Annotated in this window: 19 protein-coding genes, 1 pseudogene and 1 riboswitch; of the genes and pseudogenes, 5 read left to right on the top strand and 15 right to left on the bottom strand. The window is 72.8% G+C overall.

Annotated features, from left to right (window positions below):
• Window positions 1-18 precede the first annotated feature (18 nt).
• Window positions 19-1,884, top strand: coding sequence for an AAA family ATPase (locus ABT245_RS12715; RefSeq protein ID WP_351732397.1), 1,866 nt, complete (start codon window positions 19-21; stop codon window positions 1,882-1,884).
• Between the two features lie 399 nt (window positions 1,885-2,283).
• Here ABT245_RS12715 and ABT245_RS12710 read toward each other — a convergent pair whose 3' ends face one another.
• From ABT245_RS12710 to ABT245_RS12665, 10 genes are all read right to left on the bottom strand, one after another.
• Complete coding sequence (locus ABT245_RS12710) at window positions 2,284-3,369, bottom strand: hemolysin family protein (RefSeq protein ID WP_351732394.1); 1,086 nt, start codon at window positions 3,367-3,369, stop codon at window positions 2,284-2,286.
• The gene (locus tag ABT245_RS12705) at window positions 3,366-4,700 is read right to left on the bottom strand and encodes a hemolysin family protein (protein ID WP_351732392.1); all 1,335 of its coding nucleotides are present in this window, start codon (window positions 4,698-4,700) and stop codon (window positions 3,366-3,368) included. The genes ABT245_RS12710 and ABT245_RS12705 overlap by 4 nt, the downstream gene beginning before the upstream one ends.
• A gap of 205 nt (window positions 4,701-4,905) precedes the next feature.
• Complete coding sequence (locus ABT245_RS12700; RefSeq protein ID WP_351732390.1) at window positions 4,906-5,370, bottom strand: PH domain-containing protein; 465 nt, start codon at window positions 5,368-5,370, stop codon at window positions 4,906-4,908.
• A gap of 22 nt (window positions 5,371-5,392) precedes the next feature.
• Window positions 5,393-6,268 carry an ATP phosphoribosyltransferase gene (hisG, locus tag ABT245_RS12695; RefSeq protein ID WP_351732387.1) on the bottom strand — a complete coding sequence of 292 codons (876 nt, stop codon included), beginning with the start codon at window positions 6,266-6,268 and terminating at the stop codon, window positions 5,393-5,395.
• A gap of 118 nt (window positions 6,269-6,386) precedes the next feature.
• Window positions 6,387-6,659 carry a phosphoribosyl-ATP diphosphatase gene (locus ABT245_RS12690; protein WP_351732384.1) on the bottom strand — a complete coding sequence of 91 codons (273 nt, stop codon included), beginning with the start codon at window positions 6,657-6,659 and terminating at the stop codon, window positions 6,387-6,389.
• 33 nt (window positions 6,660-6,692) lie between these two features.
• Window positions 6,693-7,178: a 6,7-dimethyl-8-ribityllumazine synthase gene (gene ribH, locus ABT245_RS12685; protein ID WP_351732382.1), complete on the bottom strand. Its 486-nt coding sequence runs from the start codon at window positions 7,176-7,178 to the stop codon at window positions 6,693-6,695.
• A gap of 21 nt (window positions 7,179-7,199) precedes the next feature.
• Window positions 7,200-8,534 carry a bifunctional 3,4-dihydroxy-2-butanone-4-phosphate synthase/GTP cyclohydrolase II gene (locus tag ABT245_RS12680; protein ID WP_351732379.1) on the bottom strand — a complete coding sequence of 445 codons (1,335 nt, stop codon included), beginning with the start codon at window positions 8,532-8,534 and terminating at the stop codon, window positions 7,200-7,202.
• The gene (locus tag ABT245_RS12675) at window positions 8,531-9,175 is read right to left on the bottom strand and encodes a nicotinamide mononucleotide transporter family protein (protein WP_351732377.1); all 645 of its coding nucleotides are present in this window, start codon (window positions 9,173-9,175) and stop codon (window positions 8,531-8,533) included. Before ABT245_RS12675 ends, ABT245_RS12680 begins: the two co-directional genes overlap by 4 nt.
• Entirely contained in the window at window positions 9,172-9,774 is a 603-nt protein-coding gene (locus tag ABT245_RS12670) for a riboflavin synthase (RefSeq protein WP_351732375.1), read from the bottom strand. Before ABT245_RS12670 ends, ABT245_RS12675 begins: the two co-directional genes overlap by 4 nt.
• Before the next feature lie 149 nt (window positions 9,775-9,923).
• Window positions 9,924-10,054: riboswitch (FMN riboswitch) on the bottom strand.
• Window positions 10,055-10,384: 330 nt separating this feature from the next.
• Window positions 10,385-11,578 (bottom strand): ROK family transcriptional regulator, encoded by a 1,194-nt coding sequence (locus ABT245_RS12665; RefSeq protein WP_351732373.1) that lies wholly within the window; start codon window positions 11,576-11,578, stop codon window positions 10,385-10,387.
• 144 nt (window positions 11,579-11,722) lie between these two features.
• Here ABT245_RS12665 and ABT245_RS12660 point away from each other — a divergent pair, with 144 nt between their 5' ends.
• The 4 genes from ABT245_RS12660 to ABT245_RS12645 all read left to right on the top strand — a co-directional run bounded on the left by ABT245_RS12660 (window position 11,723) and on the right by ABT245_RS12645 (window position 16,407).
• Window positions 11,723-12,934 (top strand): MFS transporter, encoded by a 1,212-nt coding sequence (locus ABT245_RS12660; RefSeq protein ID WP_351732370.1) that lies wholly within the window; start codon window positions 11,723-11,725, stop codon window positions 12,932-12,934.
• 195 nt (window positions 12,935-13,129) lie between these two features.
• A complete protein-coding gene (locus ABT245_RS12655) occupies window positions 13,130-14,539 on the top strand; it encodes a uracil-xanthine permease family protein (protein WP_351732368.1) in 1,410 nt (469 codons plus the stop codon).
• A gap of 154 nt (window positions 14,540-14,693) precedes the next feature.
• The gene (locus tag ABT245_RS12650) at window positions 14,694-15,389 is read left to right on the top strand and encodes a DUF5995 family protein (RefSeq protein ID WP_351732364.1); all 696 of its coding nucleotides are present in this window, start codon (window positions 14,694-14,696) and stop codon (window positions 15,387-15,389) included.
• 88 nt (window positions 15,390-15,477) lie between these two features.
• Entirely contained in the window at window positions 15,478-16,407 is a 930-nt protein-coding gene (locus ABT245_RS12645; protein WP_351732361.1) for an LLM class F420-dependent oxidoreductase, read from the top strand.
• Between the two features lie 208 nt (window positions 16,408-16,615).
• On the opposite strand, the pseudogene ABT245_RS12640 reads toward ABT245_RS12645, so the two are convergent.
• From ABT245_RS12640 to ABT245_RS12620, 5 genes and pseudogenes are all read right to left on the bottom strand, one after another.
• Window positions 16,616-17,192, bottom strand: a pseudogene (locus ABT245_RS12640) (HAD family hydrolase); the annotation flags it as partial.
• A gap of 59 nt (window positions 17,193-17,251) precedes the next feature.
• On the bottom strand, window positions 17,252-18,331 hold the full coding sequence (locus ABT245_RS12635) for an ABC transporter ATP-binding protein (protein ID WP_351732359.1): 1,080 nt from the start codon (window positions 18,329-18,331) through the stop codon (window positions 17,252-17,254).
• Between the two features lie 4 nt (window positions 18,332-18,335).
• Complete coding sequence (locus tag ABT245_RS12630; protein ID WP_351732357.1) at window positions 18,336-19,154, bottom strand: ABC transporter permease; 819 nt, start codon at window positions 19,152-19,154, stop codon at window positions 18,336-18,338.
• A complete protein-coding gene (locus ABT245_RS12625) occupies window positions 19,139-20,038 on the bottom strand; it encodes an ABC transporter permease (protein WP_351732354.1) in 900 nt (299 codons plus the stop codon). Before ABT245_RS12625 ends, ABT245_RS12630 begins: the two co-directional genes overlap by 16 nt.
• Window positions 20,035-21,192: an ABC transporter substrate-binding protein gene (locus ABT245_RS12620; protein WP_351732352.1), complete on the bottom strand. Its 1,158-nt coding sequence runs from the start codon at window positions 21,190-21,192 to the stop codon at window positions 20,035-20,037. Before ABT245_RS12620 ends, ABT245_RS12625 begins: the two co-directional genes overlap by 4 nt.
• Window positions 21,193-21,233: the final 41 nt, after the last annotated feature.

Below are 21,233 nucleotides of genomic sequence, written 5' to 3'. Positions count from 1 at the left end.
GGTTTGTGGGGGGACGTGATGGACTTCGGCACGCGGGGCCCCAAGGCCCCGGCCGACCTCGCCTGGTTGCGGGGTGTGGACGCCTACACCGTGGGCGCCTATCCGCAGGCGGAGGAGGAGTTCCGCACCGCGGTGCGGATGGATCCCGGGATGGCGGACGCCTGGCTCGGGCTGCACGCGCTGCGCGTCGACACGACGACCGCGCTGCTGCGGATGTTCCGGCACCGTGACCGGTTCGGGGAACAGCGGTCCCGGCACCGCCGCAGCCTCAACTCCTGGTACTGGCTGGGCTGGTGGGTGCAGCCGGTGCTGGAGAGCCCGCGCGACCTGCTGCTCGCGCACTCCTCGCACTGGCTCGACGGCCGCCATGTGCCGGAGCTGGACCGGGCTCTGGCCGGGCTGCCGCCCGTGGACACCGACCCGCAGGTCCGCTTTCTGCACGCCTGCCGCGCGTATCTCGTCAAGGACTGGGAACAGCTCGTCCGGCACACCGAACCGTTGCTCGACGACGCCCTGCTCGGCATCGAGGCGGGCCTGTTCGGCGGCATGGCCCGGGTCCGCCTGGAGATGTACGGCCAGGCAGAACCGCTGCTGTCGGCGGCCCTGATGCGCTGCCGCAGCGAGCAGCCGCAGCGCAAGGAGTTGCGCTACTGGCTGGCCCGCGCCCACGAGGGCACGGGCCGCAGCGCCGCCGCCCTCCCCCTGTACCGGGCCGTGCACCGGGTCGACCCCGCCTTCATGGACACCTCGGCCCGGCTCGCCGCGATCGCCGAGGGCGACGAGTACGACGACGCCGCGGACCTCGCGACGATCATGCTCGGCGGGGCCGGACAGGACAGCGTGGACGGCCCGGACCTGCTCGACCCGCTCTTCGGCGGCGAGGGCCGCGATCTGCGGCTGCCCGAGCCCGACCTGCCGCCGGCCGGCCCGCTGCCGTCGGTGATCGATCCGGCGGTGCGCGAGAAGGCGGGCGTGCCGTCGCCGCCGCTGCCCACGGGGCCCACCGATCCGGCCCTGCTGGAGGAGGCGCTTGCCGAACTGGAGCGCATGGTCGGACTGGAACCGGTGAAGCGCCAGGTCAAGGCGTTGTCGGCGCAGTTGAACATGGCCCGGCTGCGGACCGGGCAGGGGTTGCCGGTGCAGCCGCCGAAACGCCACTTCGTCTTCTCCGGCCCCTCGGGCACCGGCAAGACCACCGTCGCCCGGATCCTCGGCCGTGTCTTCTACGCTCTCGGGCTGCTCGGCGGCGACCACCTCGTGGAGGCGCAGCGGGCCGACCTGGTCGGCGAGTATCTGGGGCAGACGGCCGTGAAGGCCAACGAGCTGATCGACTCCGCGATCGGCGGCGTGCTGTTCGTGGACGAGGCGTACTCGCTGTCCAACTCCGGCTACGGCAAGGGCGACGCCTACGGCGACGAGGCCTTGCAGGTGCTGCTCAAGCGGGCGGAGGACAACCGGGACCACCTGGTGGTGATCCTGGCCGGCTACCCCGAGGGCATGGACCGTCTGCTGGCCGCCAACCCCGGGCTGTCCTCCCGCTTCACCACCCGCGTCGACTTCCCCTCGTACCGGCCGCTCGAACTCACCGCGATCGGCGAGGTGCTGGCCGCAGAGAACGGGGACGCGTGGGACGAGGAGGCGCTGGAGGAACTGCGGTCCATCGCCGGGCATGTGGTCGACCAGGGGTGGATCGACGAGCTGGGCAACGGACGGTTTCTGCGCACCCTGTACGAGAAGAGCTGCGCCTACCGGGATCTGCGGCTGTCGGGTTACCCCGGTGCGCTGTCCCGGGACGACCTCGCGACGCTGCGGCTGCCCGACCTGATGCAGGCGTACGGGGAGGTGCTGTCGGGGCGCGGGCCGCAGGATCCGTCGGCCATGTGACCCACGCAACGACTTCCGTGCCGCGCGGCGCCTGCACGCGGTGGCATCCGATGGCCGCGGACCGCGACCCGGCGACGGTGGCCGAGATCGAGCGGCTGCCGCGGGATTACCGGGACCGCGGGCTGATGACACCCGCGCCGCTCAGGGCGCTTCCGGTGTCCGCGCGATCGACGCGTCGGCCGGCGGCCCCACCCACCAGCAGCCGCCTGCCAGCCGGGCGCCCGCCTCCCGCCGCTCCTCGGCCTGCTCCCGCCGCTGCTCGGCCTGCTCGGCGCGGAAGCCGGCGCGGCCCGTTCCAGCCGTGGGCCGCGGCGTCCCAGGACTCGCCGCTGTCGGGGCAGGCGACGACCGGCTTGCCGGTGACCCGCGCCGCGGCCCGCGGCCCGGAAGGGGCCCGGCTCAGCCGGCCAGCGCCTCCTCCGGTTCCCCGCTCACCCGCGGCTCCGTCGTCCTCGGCCCACCGGCCTGCCGGTGCGCGGGATCGCGTACCTCGCCGACCAGCAGTTCCAGTACGTCCTCCAGCGCGACCAGGCCGAGGATCCGGCCGGACGCGTCGGCCACCTGCGCCAGATGGGTGGCGGCCCGTCGCATCACCGTCAGCGCGTCGTCCAGCGGCAGTTCGGCCCTGAGCGTGGTCATCGGACGCCACACCTGCTGGGGCACGGCCCGCTCGGAGTCCTCCAGGTCGAGTACGTCCTTCACATGCAGATAGCCCATGAAGGCGCCGGTCTCCGCGGCGACCGGGAAGCGGGAGAAGCCGGTCCGTGCGGTGAGCCGGACGATCTGGCCGGGGGTGACCGACGGGGGCACCGTCACCAGCGACTCACGCTTGAGGAGCACATCGGTGACCGGGCGCGAGCCCAGTTCCAGCGCGTCCTCCAGGCGCTCCTGCTCCTCGGGGTCGAGCAGCCCTGCCTGACCGGAGTCCTCCACCAGTCGGCCCAGCTGCACGCTGGTGAAGACGGCCTCGACCTCGTCCTTGGGCTCGACGCGGAAGAGCCGCAGGATGCCCTGGGCGCAGGCGCCGAGCGCCACGGTGATCGGCCGGCACAGCCGGGCGAAGGCGACCAGACCGGGGCTGAGCCACAGCGCGGCCTTCTCCGGTGCGGCCATCGCCAGGTTCTTCGGCACCATCTCGCCGATCACCAGATGGCAGAAGACCACCGCGGCGAGGGCGATGACATAGCCGAGCGGGTGGATCATGCCGTGCGGCAGGTGGATCCACTCGAAGACCGGCTCCAGCAGCCGCGCCACCGTCGGCTCGGCGACCGCGCCCAGGGTCAGCGAGCAGACCGTGATCCCGAACTGGGCGGCGGCCATCATCTGCGGCAGGTGCTCCAGGCCGTACAGCACCTGGCGGGCCCGCGCGCTGCCGAGCGGTTCGATCTGGCTGCGGCGCACGGAGACCAGCGCGAACTCGGCGCCCACGAAGAAGCCGTTGGCGAGCACCAGCAGCGCGGCGAAGAGGAGTTGCAGCAGGCTCATCGGACCGCCTCCGGGACCGGGGCCACGGGGGCGGTGCGCACCAGCCGGACCCGTTCCGCCCGGTAGTGGCCGACCTGGCGCACCGACAGCCGCCAGCCGGGCAGCTCGGCCCGGTCGCCCGGTGCCGGGATACGGCCGAGCAGATCGGCGACCAGGCCCGCGACGGTCTCGTACGGCCCCTCGGGCACGTCGAGGCCTATCCGCCGCAGGACGTCGACGCGGCAGCTGCCGTCCGCGTCCCAGGCGGGCCTGCCGTCCTCGGACGGCGCCACGGCGAGTTCGGGAAGGTCCTGGCCGTCGTGCTCGTCGCGGACCTCGCCGACGAGTTCCTCGACGATGTCCTCCAGGGTGACCACCCCCGCCGTGCCGCCGTACTCGTCGACGACGACCGCGATGGGCTGCTCGCTGCGCAGCCGGGCCAGCAGCGGCTGCACGGGCAGGGTCTCCGGGACCAGCAGCGCCCTGTGGGCGATCCGGCCGACCGGGGTGCGCAGCCGCTCGTGCGGCGGGACCGCCAGGGCGTCCTTGAGATGGGCCATGCCCACGATCTCGTCGATCTTCTCCCGGTAGACGGGGAAGCGGGACAGTCCGGTGGCCCGGGTGAGGTTGACGACGTCCTCGGCGGTGGCCGAGGACTGCAGCGCGCTGACCTTCACCCGCGGGGTCATCACGTGCTGCGCGGTCAGCTCACCCAGCGACAGGGTGCGCACGAACAGGTCGGCCGTGTCCTGTTCCAGGGCTCCCGCCCGGGCGGAGTGCCGGGCCAGCGAGACCAGCTCGCCGGGGGTGCGGGCGGAGGCCAGCTCCTCGGCGGGTTCCACACCGAGGGCGCGCACCAGCCGGTTGGCGACCGCGTTGAGCGCGGCGATCACCGGTCGGAACTGACGGGCGAACCGGTGCTGCGGACCCGCGACGAACCGCGCGACCTGCAACGGCCTGGAGACCGCCCAGTTCTTCGGTACGAGTTCGCCGATCACCATCTGGATCGCGGAGGCGAGCAGCATGCCGACGACCACGGCGACGCCGGGCACGGCGCCGTCGGGGATGCCGGTCGCGGTGACCGGGCCGCTCAGCAGCTCGGCGAGGGCCGGTTCGGCGAGCATGCCGACCACCAGGGAGGTGATGGTGATGCCGAGCTGGGTGCCGGAGAGCTGGAAGGACAGCTCCCTCAGCGACTCGACGACCCTGCGGGCGCGTCGGTCGCCCTCGGCCGCGGCCTTCTCGGCGTCCGGTCGCTCGACCGTCACCAGGCCGAACTCGGCCGCGACGAAGAAGCCGTTGGCGAGGATCAGCAGGAATGCGGCTGCGAGGAGCAGCAGGGGGGTGGTCATGATGCCGCCGCCTCCGCGGTATGTCGGGAGGGGGCGGCGCAGGTACTACAGGACGATCCGTCCATCGCCGGAGAGGGTCACTCCTCGGGTAGCAGGAACCCCTGTGCACCGGGCGGCGCGGCAGGGGCGGAGGTACAACGGAAAAGCCTCCGCCCACCAGATTAATCAAGACATCGGCCGCCGCGGCAGGGTGGACGGCCCGAAGTCAGCCCTGATGCCGGTCCGGGCCCCGGCCGGCGCGGGCCTCGGCGAGCGCCCGCAGGGTGCCGGCGTCGGCGATGGCGCGCTGTTTGGCGATGCCCGGCTGGATGCCGAGCGCGGGCAGGCTGGTGCCGTCGCTGAGGTCGAGGAAGACCCAGGGGTCGCCCGGACGGAGGTTCACCCGGAGGATCTCCGCCCAGTCCAGGCGCCGTTTGCCGGCGATGTTGACGACGGTGACGCCGGACTCGTCGGCGACGACCTTCACCCGGGCGAGCTGGGCCAGCACCCAGAAGATCAGCGCCCCGGTCAGCACGAAGGTCAGCCGCTCCCCCGGGCCGAGCTGTTCCAGCGCCAGCGCGACCCCGGTTATCACCAGGAGTATCGCCGCTCCGGCGGTGAGCAGGATCACCCGGGTGAGCTGCGGGCGGAAGGTGACGGGCAGGGTGGGCGGTTCGGGCGGCGCGGACATAGGGGTGCGGCCTCCTTGCCGGTCAGAGGCGGCAGGCGTGGATGGCCGTGGTCAGGATGGCCCGCGCGCCGATGTCGTACAGGTCGTCCATGATCCGCTGGGCGTCCGCGGCCGGGACCATGGCGCGGACGGCGACCCAGCCCTCGTTGTGCAGCGGCGAGATGGTCGGGCCCTCCAGGCCGGGGGTGATGGCGACGGCCTGCTCCAGGTGCTCGGCGCGGCAGTCGTAGTCCATCATCACGTACGTCCGGGCGACCAGGACGCCCTGCAGCCGGCGCAGGAACTGCTGGACCTTCGGCTCCACGGAGTCGTCGGCGGAGTCGGCGGCGCCGGCGCTCGCGCCGGTGCGGCGGATGACGATCGCCTCGGACTGCATGATCGGCTCGCCGATGACTTCGAGGCCGGCGTTGCGCAGCGAGGTGCCGGTCTCGACGACATCCGCGATGACCTCGGCGACACCGAGTTCGATCGCGGTCTCCACGGCACCGTCGAGGTGCACCACGGAGGCGTCGATGCCCTGGTCGGCGAGGTGCTTGGCGACGATGCCCTCGTAGGAGGTGGCGACCGTCCTGCCGCCCAGGTCCGCGACGCCGGACGCGGTGCCGGGCTTGGTGGCGTAGCGGAACGTGGAGCGGGCGAAGCCGAGCGGAAGGATCTCCTCGGCGTTGGCGCCCGAGTCGACCAGCAGGTCGCGGCCGGTGATGCCGATGTCGAGGCGGCCGGAGGAGACGTAGATCGCGATGTCGCGGGGGCGGAGGTAGAAGAACTCGACCTCGTTCGTCGGGTCGACGGTCCTCAGTTCCTTGGACTCCCGGCGCTGCCGGTAGCCGGCCTCATGCAGCATGTCCGCCGCAGGGCCGGACAGGGAACCCTTGTTGGGGACGGCGATGCGCAGCATGAGGTCGGCTTCCTTCGCGTGACGGGAGTGACGGTACGGGAACTACAGAAACTACGGGGACTACGGGGCCTGCGTGGGGTGGGGCCTGAGTGCCCGTGGCGGGCTCGGCCGTCCGGGCCTACAGATGGGCGTAGACGTCGTCGAGGGAGATGCCGCAGGCGACCATCATCACCTGTACGTGGTACAGCAGCTGGGAGATCTCCTCGGCGGCCGCCTCCTTGCCCTCGTACTCGGCGGCCATCCAGACCTCGGCGGCCTCCTCGACGACCTTCTTGCCGATGGCATGGACTCCCTTGCCGACCAGTTCGGCGGTGCGGGAGGTCGCGGGATCGCCGTGGGCGGCCTTGTGCTGGAGCTCCGTGAAAAGCTCCTCGAACGTCTTCTTGGACATGGTGGTCCCACCCTACGCGGTTGCGGGGACTGCTCAGCGCCAGGGTTCGGATACCGAGCGGAGTGTGGCCGCGGTGGCGACGGCGGCGGTCACCGCCTCGTGTCCCTTGTCCTCCCGGGAGCCCGTGAGGCCGGCCCGGTCCAGGGCCTGTTCCTCGGTGTCGCAGGTCAGCACGCCGAAGCCGACGGGTACTCCGGTCTCGACCGACACCTGGGTCAGGCCCTGGGTGACGCCCTGGCAGACGTAGTCGAAGTGCGGGGTCCCGCCGCGGATGACGACGCCGAGGGCGACGATCGCGTCGTAGCCGCGGCCTGCCAGCGCCTTGGCGACCACCGGCAGTTCCCAGCTGCCGGGGACCCGGAGCAGGGTGGGCTCGTCGATTCCCAGGTCGTGCAGGGCGCGCAGGGCGCCGTCCACCAGTCCGTCCATCACCTTCTCGTGCCACCGTGCCGCGATGACGGCGACCCTGAGGTCGCCGACGTTCTGGACGGACAGTTCCGGTGCACCCTTGCCGCTCACGTGTCTCCTCGGTGTTCTTTCCTACTGGTTTGCGCAGCCCGACCCGGCCGGTGCGTCCAGCCAGGGCAGGTCGTGGCCCATCCGGTCCCGCTTGGTGCGCAGGTAGCGGAGGTTGTGCTCGCCCGCGTGCACGGGCATCTGCTCGCGTCCGGTGACCTTGAGGCCGTGGCGCAGCAGTGCGTCGGTCTTGTCGGGGTTGTTGGTCATCAGGCGGACGCTGCGGACGCCGAGGTCCTCCAGGATCCGGGCGCCGGCGCCGTAGTCGCGGGCGTCGGCGGGCAGGCCGAGTTCGAGGTTGGCGTCCAGGGTGTCCCGGCCGCGTTCCTGGAGTTCGTAGGCGCGCAGCTTGGACAGCAGGCCGATGCCGCGGCCCTCGTGTCCGCGCAGATAGACGACGACGCCGCGGCCCTCGTCCCGGATCCGGTCCAGGGCGGCGTCCAACTGCGGGCCGCAGTCGCAGCGCAGCGAGCCGAAGATGTCGCCGGTGAGGCATTCGGAGTGGACGCGGACGAGGACGCCCTCGCCGTCGCCGATCTCGCCGTGGACGAGGGCGACGTGTTCGACGCCGTCGGCGGTGGAGCGGTAGCCGTAGGCCGTGAAGGTGCCGTGCCGGGTGGGCAGGCCGACCTCGGCCTCGCGGCGGACGGCGGGTCCGGGCGCGGGCACGCGCTGCTTGACCGGGGCCGTGGGCGCGGCGGCACGCAGGTGGGCGATCAGGCCCTCGATGGAGATGATCGTCAGGCCGTGCTTGCGGGCGAACGGGATCAGCTCGGGCAGGCGCAGCATGCGGCCGTCCTCGCCGGCGATCTCCACGATCGCGCCGGCCGGACGCAGCCCGGCGAGCCGGGCGAGGTCGACGGCGGCCTCGGTGTGGCCGGGGCGGACCAGGACGCCGCCGGGCCGGGCGCGCAGCGGGAAGACATGGCCCGGGCGGACCAGGTCGCCCGGTTCGGCCTTGCCGCCGGCCAGCAGCTGGAGGGTGGTGGCGCGGTCGACGGCGGAGATCCCGGTGGTCACGCCGTACTCGGCTGAGGCGTCCACGGAGACGGTGAACGCGGTCTGCATGGACTCGGTGTTGTCCTCGACCATCTGCGGAAGGTCCAGCCGGTCGAGTTCCGCGCCCTCCATGGGGGCGCAGATCAGGCCGCGGCACTCGCTCATCATGAAGGCGACGATCTCGGGGGTCACCTTCTCGGCGGCGATGACGAGGTCGCCCTCGTTCTCCCGGTCCTCGTCGTCCACGACCACGACGGGGCGGCCGGCCGCGATGTCCGCGACGGCCTGCTCGATCGGGTCGAGGGCGATGACGTCGAGGTGGTCGGTGTCGGTGCCGTACAGGATCGGTGCCGCGGTCATGCGGGCGCTCCTTCCAGGACGGGCCGCGCGGCCTTGCGGGAGCGCAGCCACCAGTCGCGCAGGCCCCAAAGGACGAGTGCGCCGTAGATGACGTAGACGAAGCCGGAGAAGGCGAAGCCGTTGGCGAAGTTGAGCGGGACGCCGACGGCGTCCACCAGGAGCCAGGCGAGCCAGAACTCGACCATGCCGCGCGCCTGGGCGTACATCGCGACGATGGTGCCGATGAAGATGTAGGCGTCCGGCCAGGGGTCCCAGGACAGCGAGGGGTAGGCGTGGAACAGTCCGGCCACGGCGAGGGTGCCGGCGGCCGCGGCGACGAGCAGGACGGCCCGCTCGCGCCAGGTGGCGAACCGTACGGCGATATGGCCGTCCGCGCCCCGTACCGAGCCGCGCTTCCACTGCCACCAGCCGTAGCCGGCGACGACCATGACCACGACCTGCTTGCCTGCGCTGCCGGACAGGTGGGCGGTGGCGAACGCGGCGAACAGGATGAGCCCGGACAGGAACTGGGTCGGCCAGCTCCACAGGGAGCGGCGCCAGCCGAAGACGAGACCGACCAGGCCGATCACGTTGCCGATCATGTCGGACCACTTGATGTGCTGGCCGAAGAGGGTGAACGCCTGGGAGTTGAGCCAGTTCACCGGGTCGCCCCCTGGTCCGGGAGCAGCCGCTCGACGTACTTGGCGATGACGTCGACCTCCAGGTTGACCGGGTCGCCGGGCTGCTTGTGGCCGAGCGTGGTCAGGGCGAGGGTGGCCGGGATCAGGCTGACGGTGAAGTGGTCGTCGCCCGCCGTCACGACGGTGAGGCTGATGCCGTCGACGGTGATGGAGCCCTTCTCTACGACGTAGCGGGCGAGGGCCGCGGGCAGGGCGATCTTCACGATCTCCCAGTGCTCGGAGGGGGTGCGTTCCAGGACTTCGCCGGTGCCGTCCACATGGCCCTGCACGATGTGTCCGCCGAGGCGCGCGCCGACGGCGGTGGGGCGTTCGAGGTTGACGCGGGAGCCGACGGTGAGGACGCCGAGGCTGGAACGGTTCAGCGTCTCGGCCATGACGTCGGCGGTGAACTCGTCGCCGTCGTGCTCCACGACGGTGAGACAGACCCCGTTCACGGCGATGGAGTCGCCGTGCCGCGCGCCTTCGGTGACGACGGGACCACGGAGCCGGAAGCGGCAGGCATCGCCCAGGTTCTCGACGGCGGTGACTTCACCCAGCTCTTCGACGATTCCGGTGAACACTTCCCGGGTCCTCCTGCCTCTTGGGGCACGGACTCCGGGGCCTGTCGATGACGACAGAAGAAGCGGATGAGCACTCGGGGGACGACGCCGGACGGACCCGTCCGCCAGGGACGTGTCCAGAGACGGCGGCGTGCACGGATGCCCGCCCGCCGCGCACTGCCTCCCATCCGGACTTTAACCGTCGGTCCAGGAATTTCACCTGGTCAACCGATCGCTGGAAGCGACCGGGTCGCGGACTGTAACCGCCGGTTCGGACTTTCACCGACCCCGGAGTGCGCTGCTTCTGGTACACGCCCAGTGTGCCACGGCGGATGCCCGTCCCGGCAGGGGGGTCGTGTGGGGTGGCTCACAGCGCGGCGCGCCGGGCTCGCCACCGGGCCGCCCCAGGTCAACTCCGCAGGCCAGGAAGACGCCTGACCGTGATTCAAACCCATTGACCTTACTGGTCTAGTCCTTTTAGGGTGCGGGCGGGCCCGGTGGCGGTGACGACGGCCCTTGCCCGCCGCCGGGCCGTCATACGGGTCCCCCGGCCGAGAACCCGGGGAAACGGCCGGCCACCACGCCGCCGCGGCCGACCGACGGCACGGGCACGGCTCGGCCCGCGGAGCACTCAGTGGTCCGCCGGGGTGAACAGGTCGTCCTGGGCGCGTTCCCGGGCGGTCAGCAGGGCGCCGCGCAGCACGGCCGCGCCGCCGAGGCTGCTCGGCCGTACGTCGGTGATCAGCGGCGACATCCGCCGCACCCGGTCCCGCACCCGGTCCGCGAGCGGGTCGCCGCCGGCCTGGCCGATCTCTCCGCCGAGGACCACGCAGCCGGGGTCCAGGACGGCGACGACGGAGGCCGCGCCGATGGCGATCCGGTCGGCGAGGGCGTCGAGGAAGCGGTCGGCGGCCGCCGTGGCGGCCCCGGTCACGGCCGTCCGTACCAGGCCCGCGGCGCGCGGCCCGTCCGTGTCGTCCGCGGCGCCCGTCAGCCCGCACTCGTCGGCCAGCGCCTCGATGGCCGCGGCGCCCGCCAGGGAGTGGAAGCCGCCCTCGCAGTCCGTCGCCGAGGGCAGCGCGGCGGCGCCCGGTACCGGCAGGAAGCCGATCTCGCCGGTGCCGCCGGAGGCGCCGCGGCGCAGGCTGCCGTCCAGGACGACGGCGGCGCCCGTGCCGTGGCCGAGCCAGAGCAGGACGAAGGTGTCGCGGTCCCGGGCGGCGCCCTCGCGCTGCTCGGCCAGGGCGGCGAGGTTGGTCTCGTTCTCGACGCTGACCCGGGCCTCGGGCAGGCGTTCCTGAAGGGCCGCGACCAGCCGTCGGTGCCAGGCGGGCAGGCCGGTGGAGTCGCGCAGTTCGCCCGTGGCCGGGTCGATCAGGCCCGGTGCGCCGATGCCGACGGTGTGCAGCCGGTCGGCCCCGGCCTCCTTCGCGGCGCGCTCCACGAGCGTCACCGCCTGCTCCACCGCGGGCCCGGTCCCGATGTCCCCGGCGATGGGTACGGACGCCTCGGTGAGCACCCGGCCCAGCAGATCGGACACCAGCACCCAGACGCCCTCGGTGCGGACGTCGAGCGCGGCGAGGTGGGCGCGGTCCGCGACGATGCCGTAGAGCCGGGCGTTCGGGCCGCGGCGCTGCTCGCCGGACTCGCCGACGACCGTGATCAGGCCACGGTCCGTGAGCCGCTCGACGAGATCGGCGACGGTCGGCCGGGACAGCCCCGTCAGCTGCTTCAACTGCCCTGCCGTGAGCGGCCCTTCCTCCTGCAGCAGCCGCAGGGCGAGCCGGTCGTTGATGGCCCGGGCGGTGCTCGGGGATGCGGGCATGACGGGAATCCTCCCAGATCGGCGGAGCCGGCCGGCCGGCCGCTGCGTGCCGGGACGGCGACGATACTCCCTATCTATCAGGCAGGGTCCCTGATAGTTTACGCCGCGAGACAGCGGGGCGACCGTCCAGGGAGGGGCCGGAACATGAGTGGCGTGGTCTACGCGCAAGGTGAGGTGAAACGCTCCCGGTACGCCGTCGCGGCCGTGTTCGCCGTGCACGGGGCCGTCACCGGCTCGTTCGCGACCCGGGTGCCCTGGATCCAGGACCATGCCTCCCTGAGCGCGGGACAGCTCGGGTTCGCGCTCGCCTTCACGGCGTTCGGCGCCTCGTGTTCGATGCCGGTGGCGGGCCGGATCAGCCATCGCTTCGGCAGCCGCGCCGCGCTGCGCGGACTGATCGCGCTGTGGACGCTCTCGCTGATCCTGCCGAGCCTCGCGCCGAACCTGTACACGCTGTGCCTGGCGATGTTCGCCTACGGCGCGAGCGCCGGCATGGCCGACGTGGCGATGAACGCGCTCGGGGTGGAGGTGGAGCGGCTGCTCGGCAAGTCGATCATCTCGGGGCTGCACGGCATGTGGAGCATCGGCGCCCTGATCGGCTCGGCCGCCGGTACCCTCGCCGCGCATCTGGGCTCGGACGCGCGGCTGCACTTCGGGCTCGCGGCGGCCGTCCTCACGCTGCTCGGCGTACTGGCCGCCGGGTGGGTGCTGGACCTCCAGCCCGCCGAGGACGAGGAGCCGCCGCCGCGGTTCGCGCTGCCGCCCCGTTCGGCGCTGCTGATCGGCGCGGTCGGCTTCTGCGCGGTGTTCGCGGAGGGCGCGAGCCTCGACTGGTCGGCGGTGTTCCTGCGGGACCGGCTGGACAGCTCCGCCGGACTCGCCGCGGCCTCGACGACCGGTTTCATGCTGACCATGGCGATCGCCCGGATCGCCGGGGACGCGGTGGTGAACCGCTTCGGCGCGGTGCGCACGGTCCGGGCGGGCGGGGTGCTCGCCGCGGCCGGCGGCCTGCTGATCGTGGTCGCGGGGCATCCGGCGGTGGCGATGACCGGGTTCGCGCTGATGGGATTCGGCATCGCGGTCGTGGTACCGCTGTGCTTCGCGGCGGCCGGGCACAGCGGCCCCAATCCGAGCCAGGCCATCGCGGGCGTGGCGACCATCACCTACACCTCGGGCCTGATCGCGCCCAGCCTGATCGGCGGGGTGGCCCAGGCGACCAGTCTGATGGTGTCGTTCTGCCTGGTGACCGTGCTGGCGTGCGGGCTCGCGGTGTTCGCGGGCGTGCTGCGTCCCGGCGGGCGGACCCGGACCGAGGCCGGCCGCCCGGCCGCGGCGGTCCCCGGCCCACGCCCCTGAATCTGCCGCCCGTCGCCACCGCCCGGCCACGGCGCCGCCCGCCCGCGCCCCTCGGGGCGCCGTCCGCCACCATCACCCCTCTGGGTCACGCATGTGAACGGAGTCCACGAGCAGGACCAGGTGGGCGGAGGACCGCCAGGTACCCCTGACAATGGTGCGGACCCTCTTCACGTACAGAGAAAGCGACACCTCACCATGGACCTCGGCGTGCGCTGGAAGCTGCACGGTGACGGGCGCACGCCCGCGCCCGGAGCGGTGGTACGCCCCGACGAACGGCTGTCCTGGCCCCGCACGATGGGCCTCGGCGCCCAGCACGTCGTGGCGATGTTCGGCGCGTCCTTCGTGGCCCCCGTCCTGATGGGCCTCGACCCCAACCTCGCGATCATGATGTCGGGCGTCGCGACCGTGATCTTCCTGCTCGCGACCCGCGGCCGGGTGCCGAGCTACCTGGGCTGCTCCCTGTCCTTCGTGGGCGTCGCCGCGGTCATCCGCGCCCAGGGCGGCACCAGCGCGACGGTCACCGGGGCGGTCTTCGTCGTCGGCGTCGCCCTGTTCCTGGTGGGGCTCGCCGTGCAGCGCTTCGGGGCGCGCATCATCCACGCGACGATGCCCCCGATCGTCACCGGCGCCGTGGTCATGCTGATCGGTTTCAATCTGGCCCCGGTGACCGCGTCCACCTACTGGCCGCAGGACCAGTGGACGGCGCTGCTCGTGATGCTGTTCACCGGTCTGGCCGTGGTCTGTCTGCGCGGCTTCTGGTCACGTGTCGCGATCTTCCTGGGCCTGGTCTTCGGATACGTGGTCTCCTGGGCCTTCGACCGGATCTTCGGCCGGATCCACTCGGCGGACGCGAGCGGCAAGCTCACCGACCACTGGCGCCTGGACCTGTCCGGCGTCGGCAAGGCCGACTGGATCGGGCTGCCCTCCTTCCACGGCCCGTCCTTCCAGTGGTCGGCGATCCTGGTCGCCCTGCCCGTCGTCATCGCGCTGGTCGCGGAGAACGCCGGACATGTCAAGGCGGTCGGCGAGATGACCGGGGACCTGCTGGACGACCGGCTCGGCACGGCGATCTCGGCGGACGGCGTGGCGTCGATGCTGTCGACCGCCGTCGGCGGCCCGCCGAACACCACGTACTCCGAGAACATCGGCGTGATGGCCGCCACCCGTGTCTACTCGACGGCCGCGTACTGGGCCGCGGCCGGCTTCGCGCTGCTCTTCGGCCTGTGCCCCAAGTTCGGCGCGGTCGTCGCCGCGATCCCGGGCGGGGTGCTCGGCGGCATCACCGTCATCCTGTACGGCATGATCGGTCTGCTCGGCGCGCAGATCTGGCTGCACGCCGAGGTGGACCTGCGCAATCCGCTGAATCTGGTCCCGGCCGCCGCCGGCATCATCATCGGCGTCGGCAACGTCTCCATGAAGTTCACCGACACGTTCTCGCTGAGCGGGATCGCCCTCGGCACACTGGTCGTCATCACCGGCTACCACGCGCTGCGCGCCTTCGCGCCCGCCCATCTCAAGGGACAGCAGCCGCTGTTGGACGAGGGCACCTCCGCCTACGACGAGAGCGCGGAGCCCGACGGGGGCGGCCACCGCGCCGGTTCGTAGGCGTACTCCGGCGCGCGCCTCCGCGCGGCGCCCGCGCGGCCCGCGGTGCTCCGCCCTGTGGCGCAACCCCCGTGCGACGGGCCGGTTCCCCCGTTCCGGGGACGCGTCGGGCCCGTCGGCACGCGGATCGGCCCGGGGCTGGGACCCTGCCCCCATGACGCAGTTGGAACAGTTCACGACGTCCGTCCCCACCGTGGACTGCGTCGTCGCGCGGATGCGTGCCCTGGACGCCGCCCTGCCGGCCCGGGACGGGGTCGCGGTCTTCAACCGCGTCTACCTGACCGTCACCGAGGAGGTGCAACGGCGGCTGGACGCCGGGTACTTCGCCGACCGGCGGGCCGCGACCGCGCTGGACGTCCGGTTCGCGCACCGGTATCTGGCCGCGGTGGACGCGGCGGCGGACGGCCGGCGCGCCCCCGCCTGCTGGCGGCCGTTGTTCCAGCTCCGCCGCCATCCGGGCGTACGGCCGCTGCAGTTCGCGTTGGCGGGCGTCAACGCACACGTCGGCCACGACCTGGCGCTCGCCGTGGTGGACACCTGCCGGACGCTCGGCTGCGCACCCGAGGACCTGGAGGACGAGTTCGACCAGGTGGGCGATCTCCTCGTCTCGCTGGAGGAACGCGTCCGGGAGGATCTGATGCCGGGGCCCGACCTCCTCCAGATCGCCGACCCGCTCACCCACCTGCTGGGCTCCTGGAGCCTGGAGCGGGCCCGGGACGCGGCCTGGTCGGCGGCGCGGGCGCTGTGGGCGCTGCGCCGGTGCGGGGACCTCGCCGACGAGCTGGCCGAACGCCTCGACGCGGCCGTCGGCCTCGCGGGCCGGCTGCTGCTCACCCCGCTACCGGACTGATCGGGCCATTGCGCGAGCGTCGCCCGGAAAGCCGTGTATGTCGCAGGTACGTTGACCGGCAGGCACCCCGATGCGAAGGAGCAGCGGTATGGCGATCCGGCTCGGTCTCGGTCTTCCCCAGATGCGGCAGTACTCCATCGGCAAGGACGTAACCGACGTGGCGCGCGCGGCCGAGAAGATCGGCTACGACGGCCTGTGGGTCTTCGAACGGGCCCTGTTCCCCGAGCCGGCCACCCAGGGGCTGTACGGCGTCGAGGGGCTGGCCTGGCCGGACAGCTACCGCGAGGTCGCCGAGCCGCTGGTCACACTCACCCTGGCGGCGTCGGCCACCGAACGGGCCCGGCTCGGCTCCAGTGTGCTGGTCGCGCCGCTGCACCAGCCGTTCCAGCTGGCCAAGGCACTCGCCTCGCTGGACGCGGCGAGCGGGGGCCGGGTCCTCGCGGGCTTCGGCACGGGCTGGTCCCTCGACGAGTACGCGGCGGCCGGGATCCGGCCGTTCGAGGAGCGCGGCCGGGTGCTGGACGAGCTGATCGAGGTCTGCCGGGCGGTGTGGGGCCCCGACCCGGTGCGCTACGAGGGCGACATCACCAAGATCGCCTCGGCCGTGGTCGGGCCCAAGCCCGCCCGACCGATCCCGATCCTGCTGGCCGCGGGCACCGAGCGGGCGCTGCGGCGGCTGATCGACCACGCCGACGGCTGGCTGCCGGTGGCCGTGGGCGCCGGCCAACTCGCGGCGCAGCGGCGGCGATTGCAGGACCTGGCGGCCGAGCGGGGACGCACGGAGCCCGTCCGAACGGTCCTGCGGGCGAACACGGCCCTGTCGGCCGAGCCCTACGGCGGCGCCGACCGCCGGCCCTTCCAGGGCGATGCCGGGCAGATCGTCGAGGACCTGGCGGCCCACGCGGCCGTCGGCCCCGAGGAGATCATCGTCGACCTCCAGGGCAGCGCCCGCGACGCCGAACACCTCAAGGACATCGCCGCCGAGGTGTACGAGAAGGCGCGGGCCGCGGGCGTCTGAGCGCGTTCATTCCTCGGGGAGTTCCACCGGGGCCATCGCGTCGTAGACGTCGGCGGGGCCGGGGCCGGCGGGGTCCGTCGGCCCGCCGAGCCCCAGGTTCCAGGACATCACCCGGAGCCGGGGTGCGCCGGTCGCCTCGCGCCGCTGCCCGCGCGCCGGTCACGGCCTATGTCCGAGCGGGCCGCGGCCATGCCGCCCAGCTCTTTTAGGGTGAGTCCGGCGAGGCTGGCGCGCACGGTCCGGCCGGGCGCGGCGTCGATCGGCGCGAGGGACGGCACGGCCAGGACGGCGCAGCCGGCCGCCTCGGCGGAGGCGACTCCGGTGCGGGTGTCCTCGACCGCCACACAGTCCGCCGGGTCGACGCCGAGGGCGCGGCAGGCGGCGAGGTAGGGGTCGGGGGCGGGCTTGGTGCGGCCGGTGTCGTCGGCGGTGACGGAGACCGCGAACCGGCCGGGTCCGAGGACGTCGAGCACGAGGTCGGCCACGACCCGCGGGGACGCGGTGACCAGGGCGGTGGGGATGCCGGCCCGGCCGAGCGCGTCGAGCAGGTCGACGGCGCCGGGGCGGGGCACGATGCCGGTGCGGACGCGGGCCATGAACTCCCGGTGCAGCTGGTCCGCGAGGTCGGCGGCCGGGCGGCCGGCCGCCGCGGCCAGCCAGCCGGCGGTGTGCTCGACCGCCCGGCCGAGCACCTCGGGCTGGTCGGCCGCGGTCAGCGGGCGTCCCGCGACTCGCTCCACCGCCTCCCACCACAGCCGCTCGGTGTCCACGAGCGTGCCGTCCATGTCGAACAGGACGGCCTGCAGCGGGAGTCGGGGATGGGGAATCACGTCGGTCTCTCTCCTCACTTCTGGATACGTTCCGCCACCAGCACCGGCCGCGCGGGCAGCGACACCCGCACGGTGGTTCCCGCGCCGAGCCCGGCGGCCTCGTGGGCGGGCAGGTCGGCCTTGGCCTCGGTGCCGTCGGCGAGCCTGACGGTGACCCGGACCACGGCGCCCAGGAAGGCGGTGGCGGCGACCCGGGCGGTGCCCGCCTCGTCGGCGCGGACCCGGACGGCCTCGGGCCGGACCAGGACGTCCACCTCGGTGGCGGCCGGGGCCGTCCCGTCGACGGGCAGCCGCTGCCCGAGCACCTGCACCCTCTCGTCGGCGAGGGTACCGGGGATCCGGCTCATCGTACCGACGAACTCGGCGACGAAGGCGGTGGCGGGCCGCCCGTACAACTCGGCGGGTGCCGCGCACTGTTCGAGCCGTCCGGCCCGCATGACGGCGACCCGGTCGGCGACGGACAGCGCCTCTTCCTGGTCGTGCGTCACGAACAGTGTGGTGATGCCGAGTTCCTGCTGGAGCCGGCGGATCTCCTCGCGCAGGGTGAGCCGCACCTTGGCGTCGAGCGCCGACAGCGGCTCGTCGAGCAGCAGCACGCGCGGGCGCAGCGCGAGGGCCCGGGCCAGCGCGATGCGCTGCTGCTGGCCGCCGGAGAGCTGGTGCGGGAAGCGCTGTCCCTTGTCGGCGAGGCCGACCAGCTCCAGCAACTCGGCGGCACGGGACCGCCGTTCGGCGGTGCGCACGCCCCGCATACGCAGTCCGAAGGCGACGTTGTCGAGGGCGTCGAGGTGCGGGAAGAGGCTGTACGACTGGAAGACCATCCCGGCGTCGCGGCGGTGGGCCGGCACCCGGGTGATGTCCTCGCCGTCCACCAGTACGGCGCCGGCGTCGGGGTGCTCGAACCCGGCGAGCATGCGCAGCGCGGTGGTCTTGCCGCACCCGGACGGGCCGAGCAACGCCAGGAACTCCCCCTGCCGTACGGTCAGGTCGAGCCCGTCGAGGGCGACGGTGGTTCCGAACGCGCGGCGCAGCCCGCGGAATTCGACGGTGGCGGCCTGCTGAGCGACGGCCTTCTCCAGCGTGGTGGCGGTCATGGTGTCATCCCCGGGACGAAGCGGTTCGGGTACGCCCGCCGGCACCGGCGAGCGCGAGGAGCAGGGCCCAGGTGACGAGCAGGCTGAGCACGGACACGGCGACGGACATCTGGGCCTGGGAGCCGCCGACGTTGTAGATCCATACCGCGAAGGGCTGGAAGCCCAGCAGCCGGGCGACGGTGAACTCGCCGAGCACCAGCGCCAGTGTGAGGAAGGCCGCGTTCAGCAGCGCAGGGCGCATATTCGGCAGGACGGCCCGCAGCAGGGCCTGCGGCCAGGAGGCGCCGCAGCTGCGGGCGGCCTCGATCAGGGTGCGCACGTCGATGGCGCGCAGCCCGGAGTCCAGCGCCCGGTACACGAAGGGCAGCGCCATCACGACATAGGCGAGGACGAGCACGATCGGGAAGCTGGGGTTCTGTACGGCCACGAACGTCTGGAACAGCGGCGTACGGGAGAGGTGTTCGGGCCCCCATCTGAGCACCGTGGCGATCCCGGCGACGAACGCGATGGGCGGCACGACCAGCGGCAGTGAGCACACCACCTCCACGACGGGCCGCAGCCGGGGCGCGCCGAGCCGCAGGGCGACCAGGGCGGGCACCGTCAGCAGCAGGACGACGGCGATGGTGGCCGCGGCCAGCTCCAGCGAGAGCAGCAGGCCGGAGACGAAGCCGTCGGCGGACAGGATCTGCGTGTAGGCGTCGAAGGTGAGGCCCTGCCCGGGCACGTCCACCGTGAAGACCACGGACGCGGCGAGCGGCACCAGGAAGTACAGCGCGGCAAGGCCGAGCACGGCCCCGCGCCAGGGGTTCAGGCGTCGAGCCATCGGGCGCTCCGTCGTTGCAGGGGCAGATACACGGCCATGACGAGGCCCGCGACCAGGACCATGTCGAGGCTGAGGGCGAGTGCCACGTTCTCCTGGTCGACCAGCACATTGCCGGAGATGGCGTCGGCGATCTGCAGGGTCACCAGCGGGACGGTGCTGCCCACCATGGCGGCGGCGGTCGCGTACGCGGCGAACGCGCTGCCGAAGAGCAGCACCAGGCCGCCGAGCAGCGACGGCGCGAGGACGGGCAGGGCCACGTGCCGCCAGTACTGCCAGGCGGTGGCGCCGTTGTTGCGGGCGGCCTCACGCCACTGGGAGCGCAGTCCGTCCAGCGCCGGGGTGATGGTGAGGACCATCAGCGGGATCAGGAAGTACAGGTAGACGATCACCAGCCCCCAGAAGCTGTAGAGGCTCCAGCCGGCGTCCGCGAGGCCCAGGTGCCGGGTGAGCACGCCGGCGTTGCCGAGGGTGGCGACGAAGGCGAAGGCCAGCGGAATGCCGCCGAAGTTCGCGAGGACGCCGGAGCCGGTGAGCACCGCGTCACGCAGCGCCGAGGAACGGGAGGCCACGACCGCCTGCGCGAGCGGCAGTCCGAGCAGGACCCCGAGGACGGCGGTGACGGCGGACAGCTTCACGCTGCCGGCCAGGGCGGTGAGGTACGGCCCCTGTAGCGAGGTGGTCAGGTTCTCGCCGGTGTACGACGTCGCGCCCGTGGCCCGGTCCTCGACCGTGAAGGCGCCGTACAGCATGGCCAGCGCGGGGATGCCGAAGGCGACGGCGGTGAAGACCAGCAGCGGGGCGACGGCGAGCCAGCCGGGGGCGCGGCGCCGCCGCTTGAGGGAAGCGGTCGGCGCCACGTCCGCGCGCGGGAGAGCGGCGGTCATCCGGAGACGGCCTTCGACCAGCCCTGGGCGAGGACCGTCTTGGCCTTGCTCTGCTGGTCCTCGGTCGGGAAGGCGGGGGTGCCGGTGACGCTCGGGAGCTTGGCGGCGGCCTCCTTGTCGAGGGTGCCGGCCTTGTCCAGGGCGGCCATCAGGGCCGGGCGGGCGTACCCCTTGAGCCACAGGTTCTGGCCCTCGGCGCTGTAGAGGTACTCCTGCCACAGCCGGGCGGCCGCCGGGTGCGGGGCGTCCTTGTTGACGGCCTGGGAGTAGTACTGGGCGAACTTTCCGTCGGTGGGCACCGCCACCTTCCAGTCGACGCCCTTGGCGCGGAACTCGTCGGCGTAGCCGGCGTTGAGGTAGTCCCAGTCGATGCTGATCGGCGTCTCGCCCTTCTCGACGGTGGCCGACGTGGACTCGACGGGCGTGTAGTTGCCGTTCTTCTTCAGTTCGGCGAAGAAGTCGAGGCCGGGCTGGATGTCGTCGAAGGAGCCGCCGTTCGCGAGCGCCGCCGCGTACACGCCGCCGAAGGCCGAACCGGACTTGGTGGGGTTGCCGTTGAGCGCGACCTGGCCCTTGTACTGCGGCTTCAGCAGGTCCTTGAAGGTGGTCGGGCACTGCTTGACCCGCTTGGCGTCGCAGCCGATGGAGACATAGCCGCCGTAGTCGTTGTACCAGCGGGCCTGCGCGTCCTTCTGGCCCTCGGGGATGTCGGCGAACGCGACGACCTTGTAGGGCGCGAGCAGCCCCTGCTCGGCGGCGCTGAGCGCGAAGGAGCTGCCGAGGTCGAGGACGTCGGGGGCGCGTTTTTGTCCCTTGCGGGAGGTGACGGCGTTGATCTCGTCCTGGCTGGCGCCGTCGGGGCTCTCCACCGCGATCTTGATGCCGTACTTCTTCTGGAAGCCGTCGATGATGGCGCCGTAGTTGGCCCAGTCGCGGGGCAGCGCGATGGCGTTCAGCGTGCCCTCCTTCTTGGCGGCCTCGACCAGCGCGTCCATGCCGCCGAAGTCGGCCGCGGAGGCGGCGGTGGCGGCGCTCTTGCCGTCGGCGGTGGTGGAGGCGTCGTCGGGGGCGGCGCCGCAGGCGCTCAGGGCGAGCGCGGCTACGACGGCGAGGGAGCCGCTCAGGACGGCAGTTCTCGGCAGGGACACGGTCACGGTCTCTCCAGGAGTACGCACGAGGGTGAGATGGCGCAGAA

The sequence above is a fragment of the Streptomyces sp. NPDC001508 genome, from assembly GCF_040298665.1.
GTDB lineage: Bacteria > Actinomycetota > Actinomycetes > Streptomycetales > Streptomycetaceae > Streptomyces.
Note: the sequence above shows the minus strand (reverse complement) of the source record. Positions and strands in the feature narration are given on the sequence as shown.

What these genes read in the sequence shown, in the direction of transcription:
- ABT245_RS12660 (WP_351732370.1), top strand. Translation starts at nt 11,723, where the DNA reads ATGAGTGGCGTGGTCTACGCGCAAGGTGAGGTGAAACGCTCCCGGTAC.
- ABT245_RS12665 (WP_351732373.1), bottom strand. Translation starts at nt 11,578, where the DNA reads ATGCCCGCATCCCCGAGCACCGCCCGGGCCATCAACGACCGGCTCGCC.
- ABT245_RS12680 (WP_351732379.1), bottom strand. Translation starts at nt 8,534, where the DNA reads ATGACCGCGGCACCGATCCTGTACGGCACCGACACCGACCACCTCGAC.
- ABT245_RS12630 (WP_351732357.1), bottom strand. Translation starts at nt 19,154, where the DNA reads ATGGCTCGACGCCTGAACCCCTGGCGCGGGGCCGTGCTCGGCCTTGCC.
- ABT245_RS12655 (WP_351732368.1), top strand. Translation starts at nt 13,130, where the DNA reads ATGGACCTCGGCGTGCGCTGGAAGCTGCACGGTGACGGGCGCACGCCC.
- hisG (WP_351732387.1), bottom strand. Translation starts at nt 6,268, where the DNA reads ATGCTGCGCATCGCCGTCCCCAACAAGGGTTCCCTGTCCGGCCCTGCG.
- ABT245_RS12715 (WP_351732397.1), top strand. Translation starts at nt 19, where the DNA reads ATGGACTTCGGCACGCGGGGCCCCAAGGCCCCGGCCGACCTCGCCTGG.
- ABT245_RS12690 (WP_351732384.1), bottom strand. Translation starts at nt 6,659, where the DNA reads ATGTCCAAGAAGACGTTCGAGGAGCTTTTCACGGAGCTCCAGCACAAG.
- ABT245_RS12635 (WP_351732359.1), bottom strand. Translation starts at nt 18,331, where the DNA reads ATGACCGCCACCACGCTGGAGAAGGCCGTCGCTCAGCAGGCCGCCACC.
- ABT245_RS12625 (WP_351732354.1), bottom strand. Translation starts at nt 20,038, where the DNA reads ATGACCGCCGCTCTCCCGCGCGCGGACGTGGCGCCGACCGCTTCCCTC.
- ABT245_RS12705 (WP_351732392.1), bottom strand. Translation starts at nt 4,700, where the DNA reads ATGACCACCCCCCTGCTGCTCCTCGCAGCCGCATTCCTGCTGATCCTC.
- ABT245_RS12710 (WP_351732394.1), bottom strand. Translation starts at nt 3,369, where the DNA reads ATGAGCCTGCTGCAACTCCTCTTCGCCGCGCTGCTGGTGCTCGCCAAC.
- ABT245_RS12645 (WP_351732361.1), top strand. Translation starts at nt 15,478, where the DNA reads ATGGCGATCCGGCTCGGTCTCGGTCTTCCCCAGATGCGGCAGTACTCC.
- ABT245_RS12700 (WP_351732390.1), bottom strand. Translation starts at nt 5,370, where the DNA reads ATGTCCGCGCCGCCCGAACCGCCCACCCTGCCCGTCACCTTCCGCCCG.
- ABT245_RS12650 (WP_351732364.1), top strand. Translation starts at nt 14,694, where the DNA reads ATGACGCAGTTGGAACAGTTCACGACGTCCGTCCCCACCGTGGACTGC.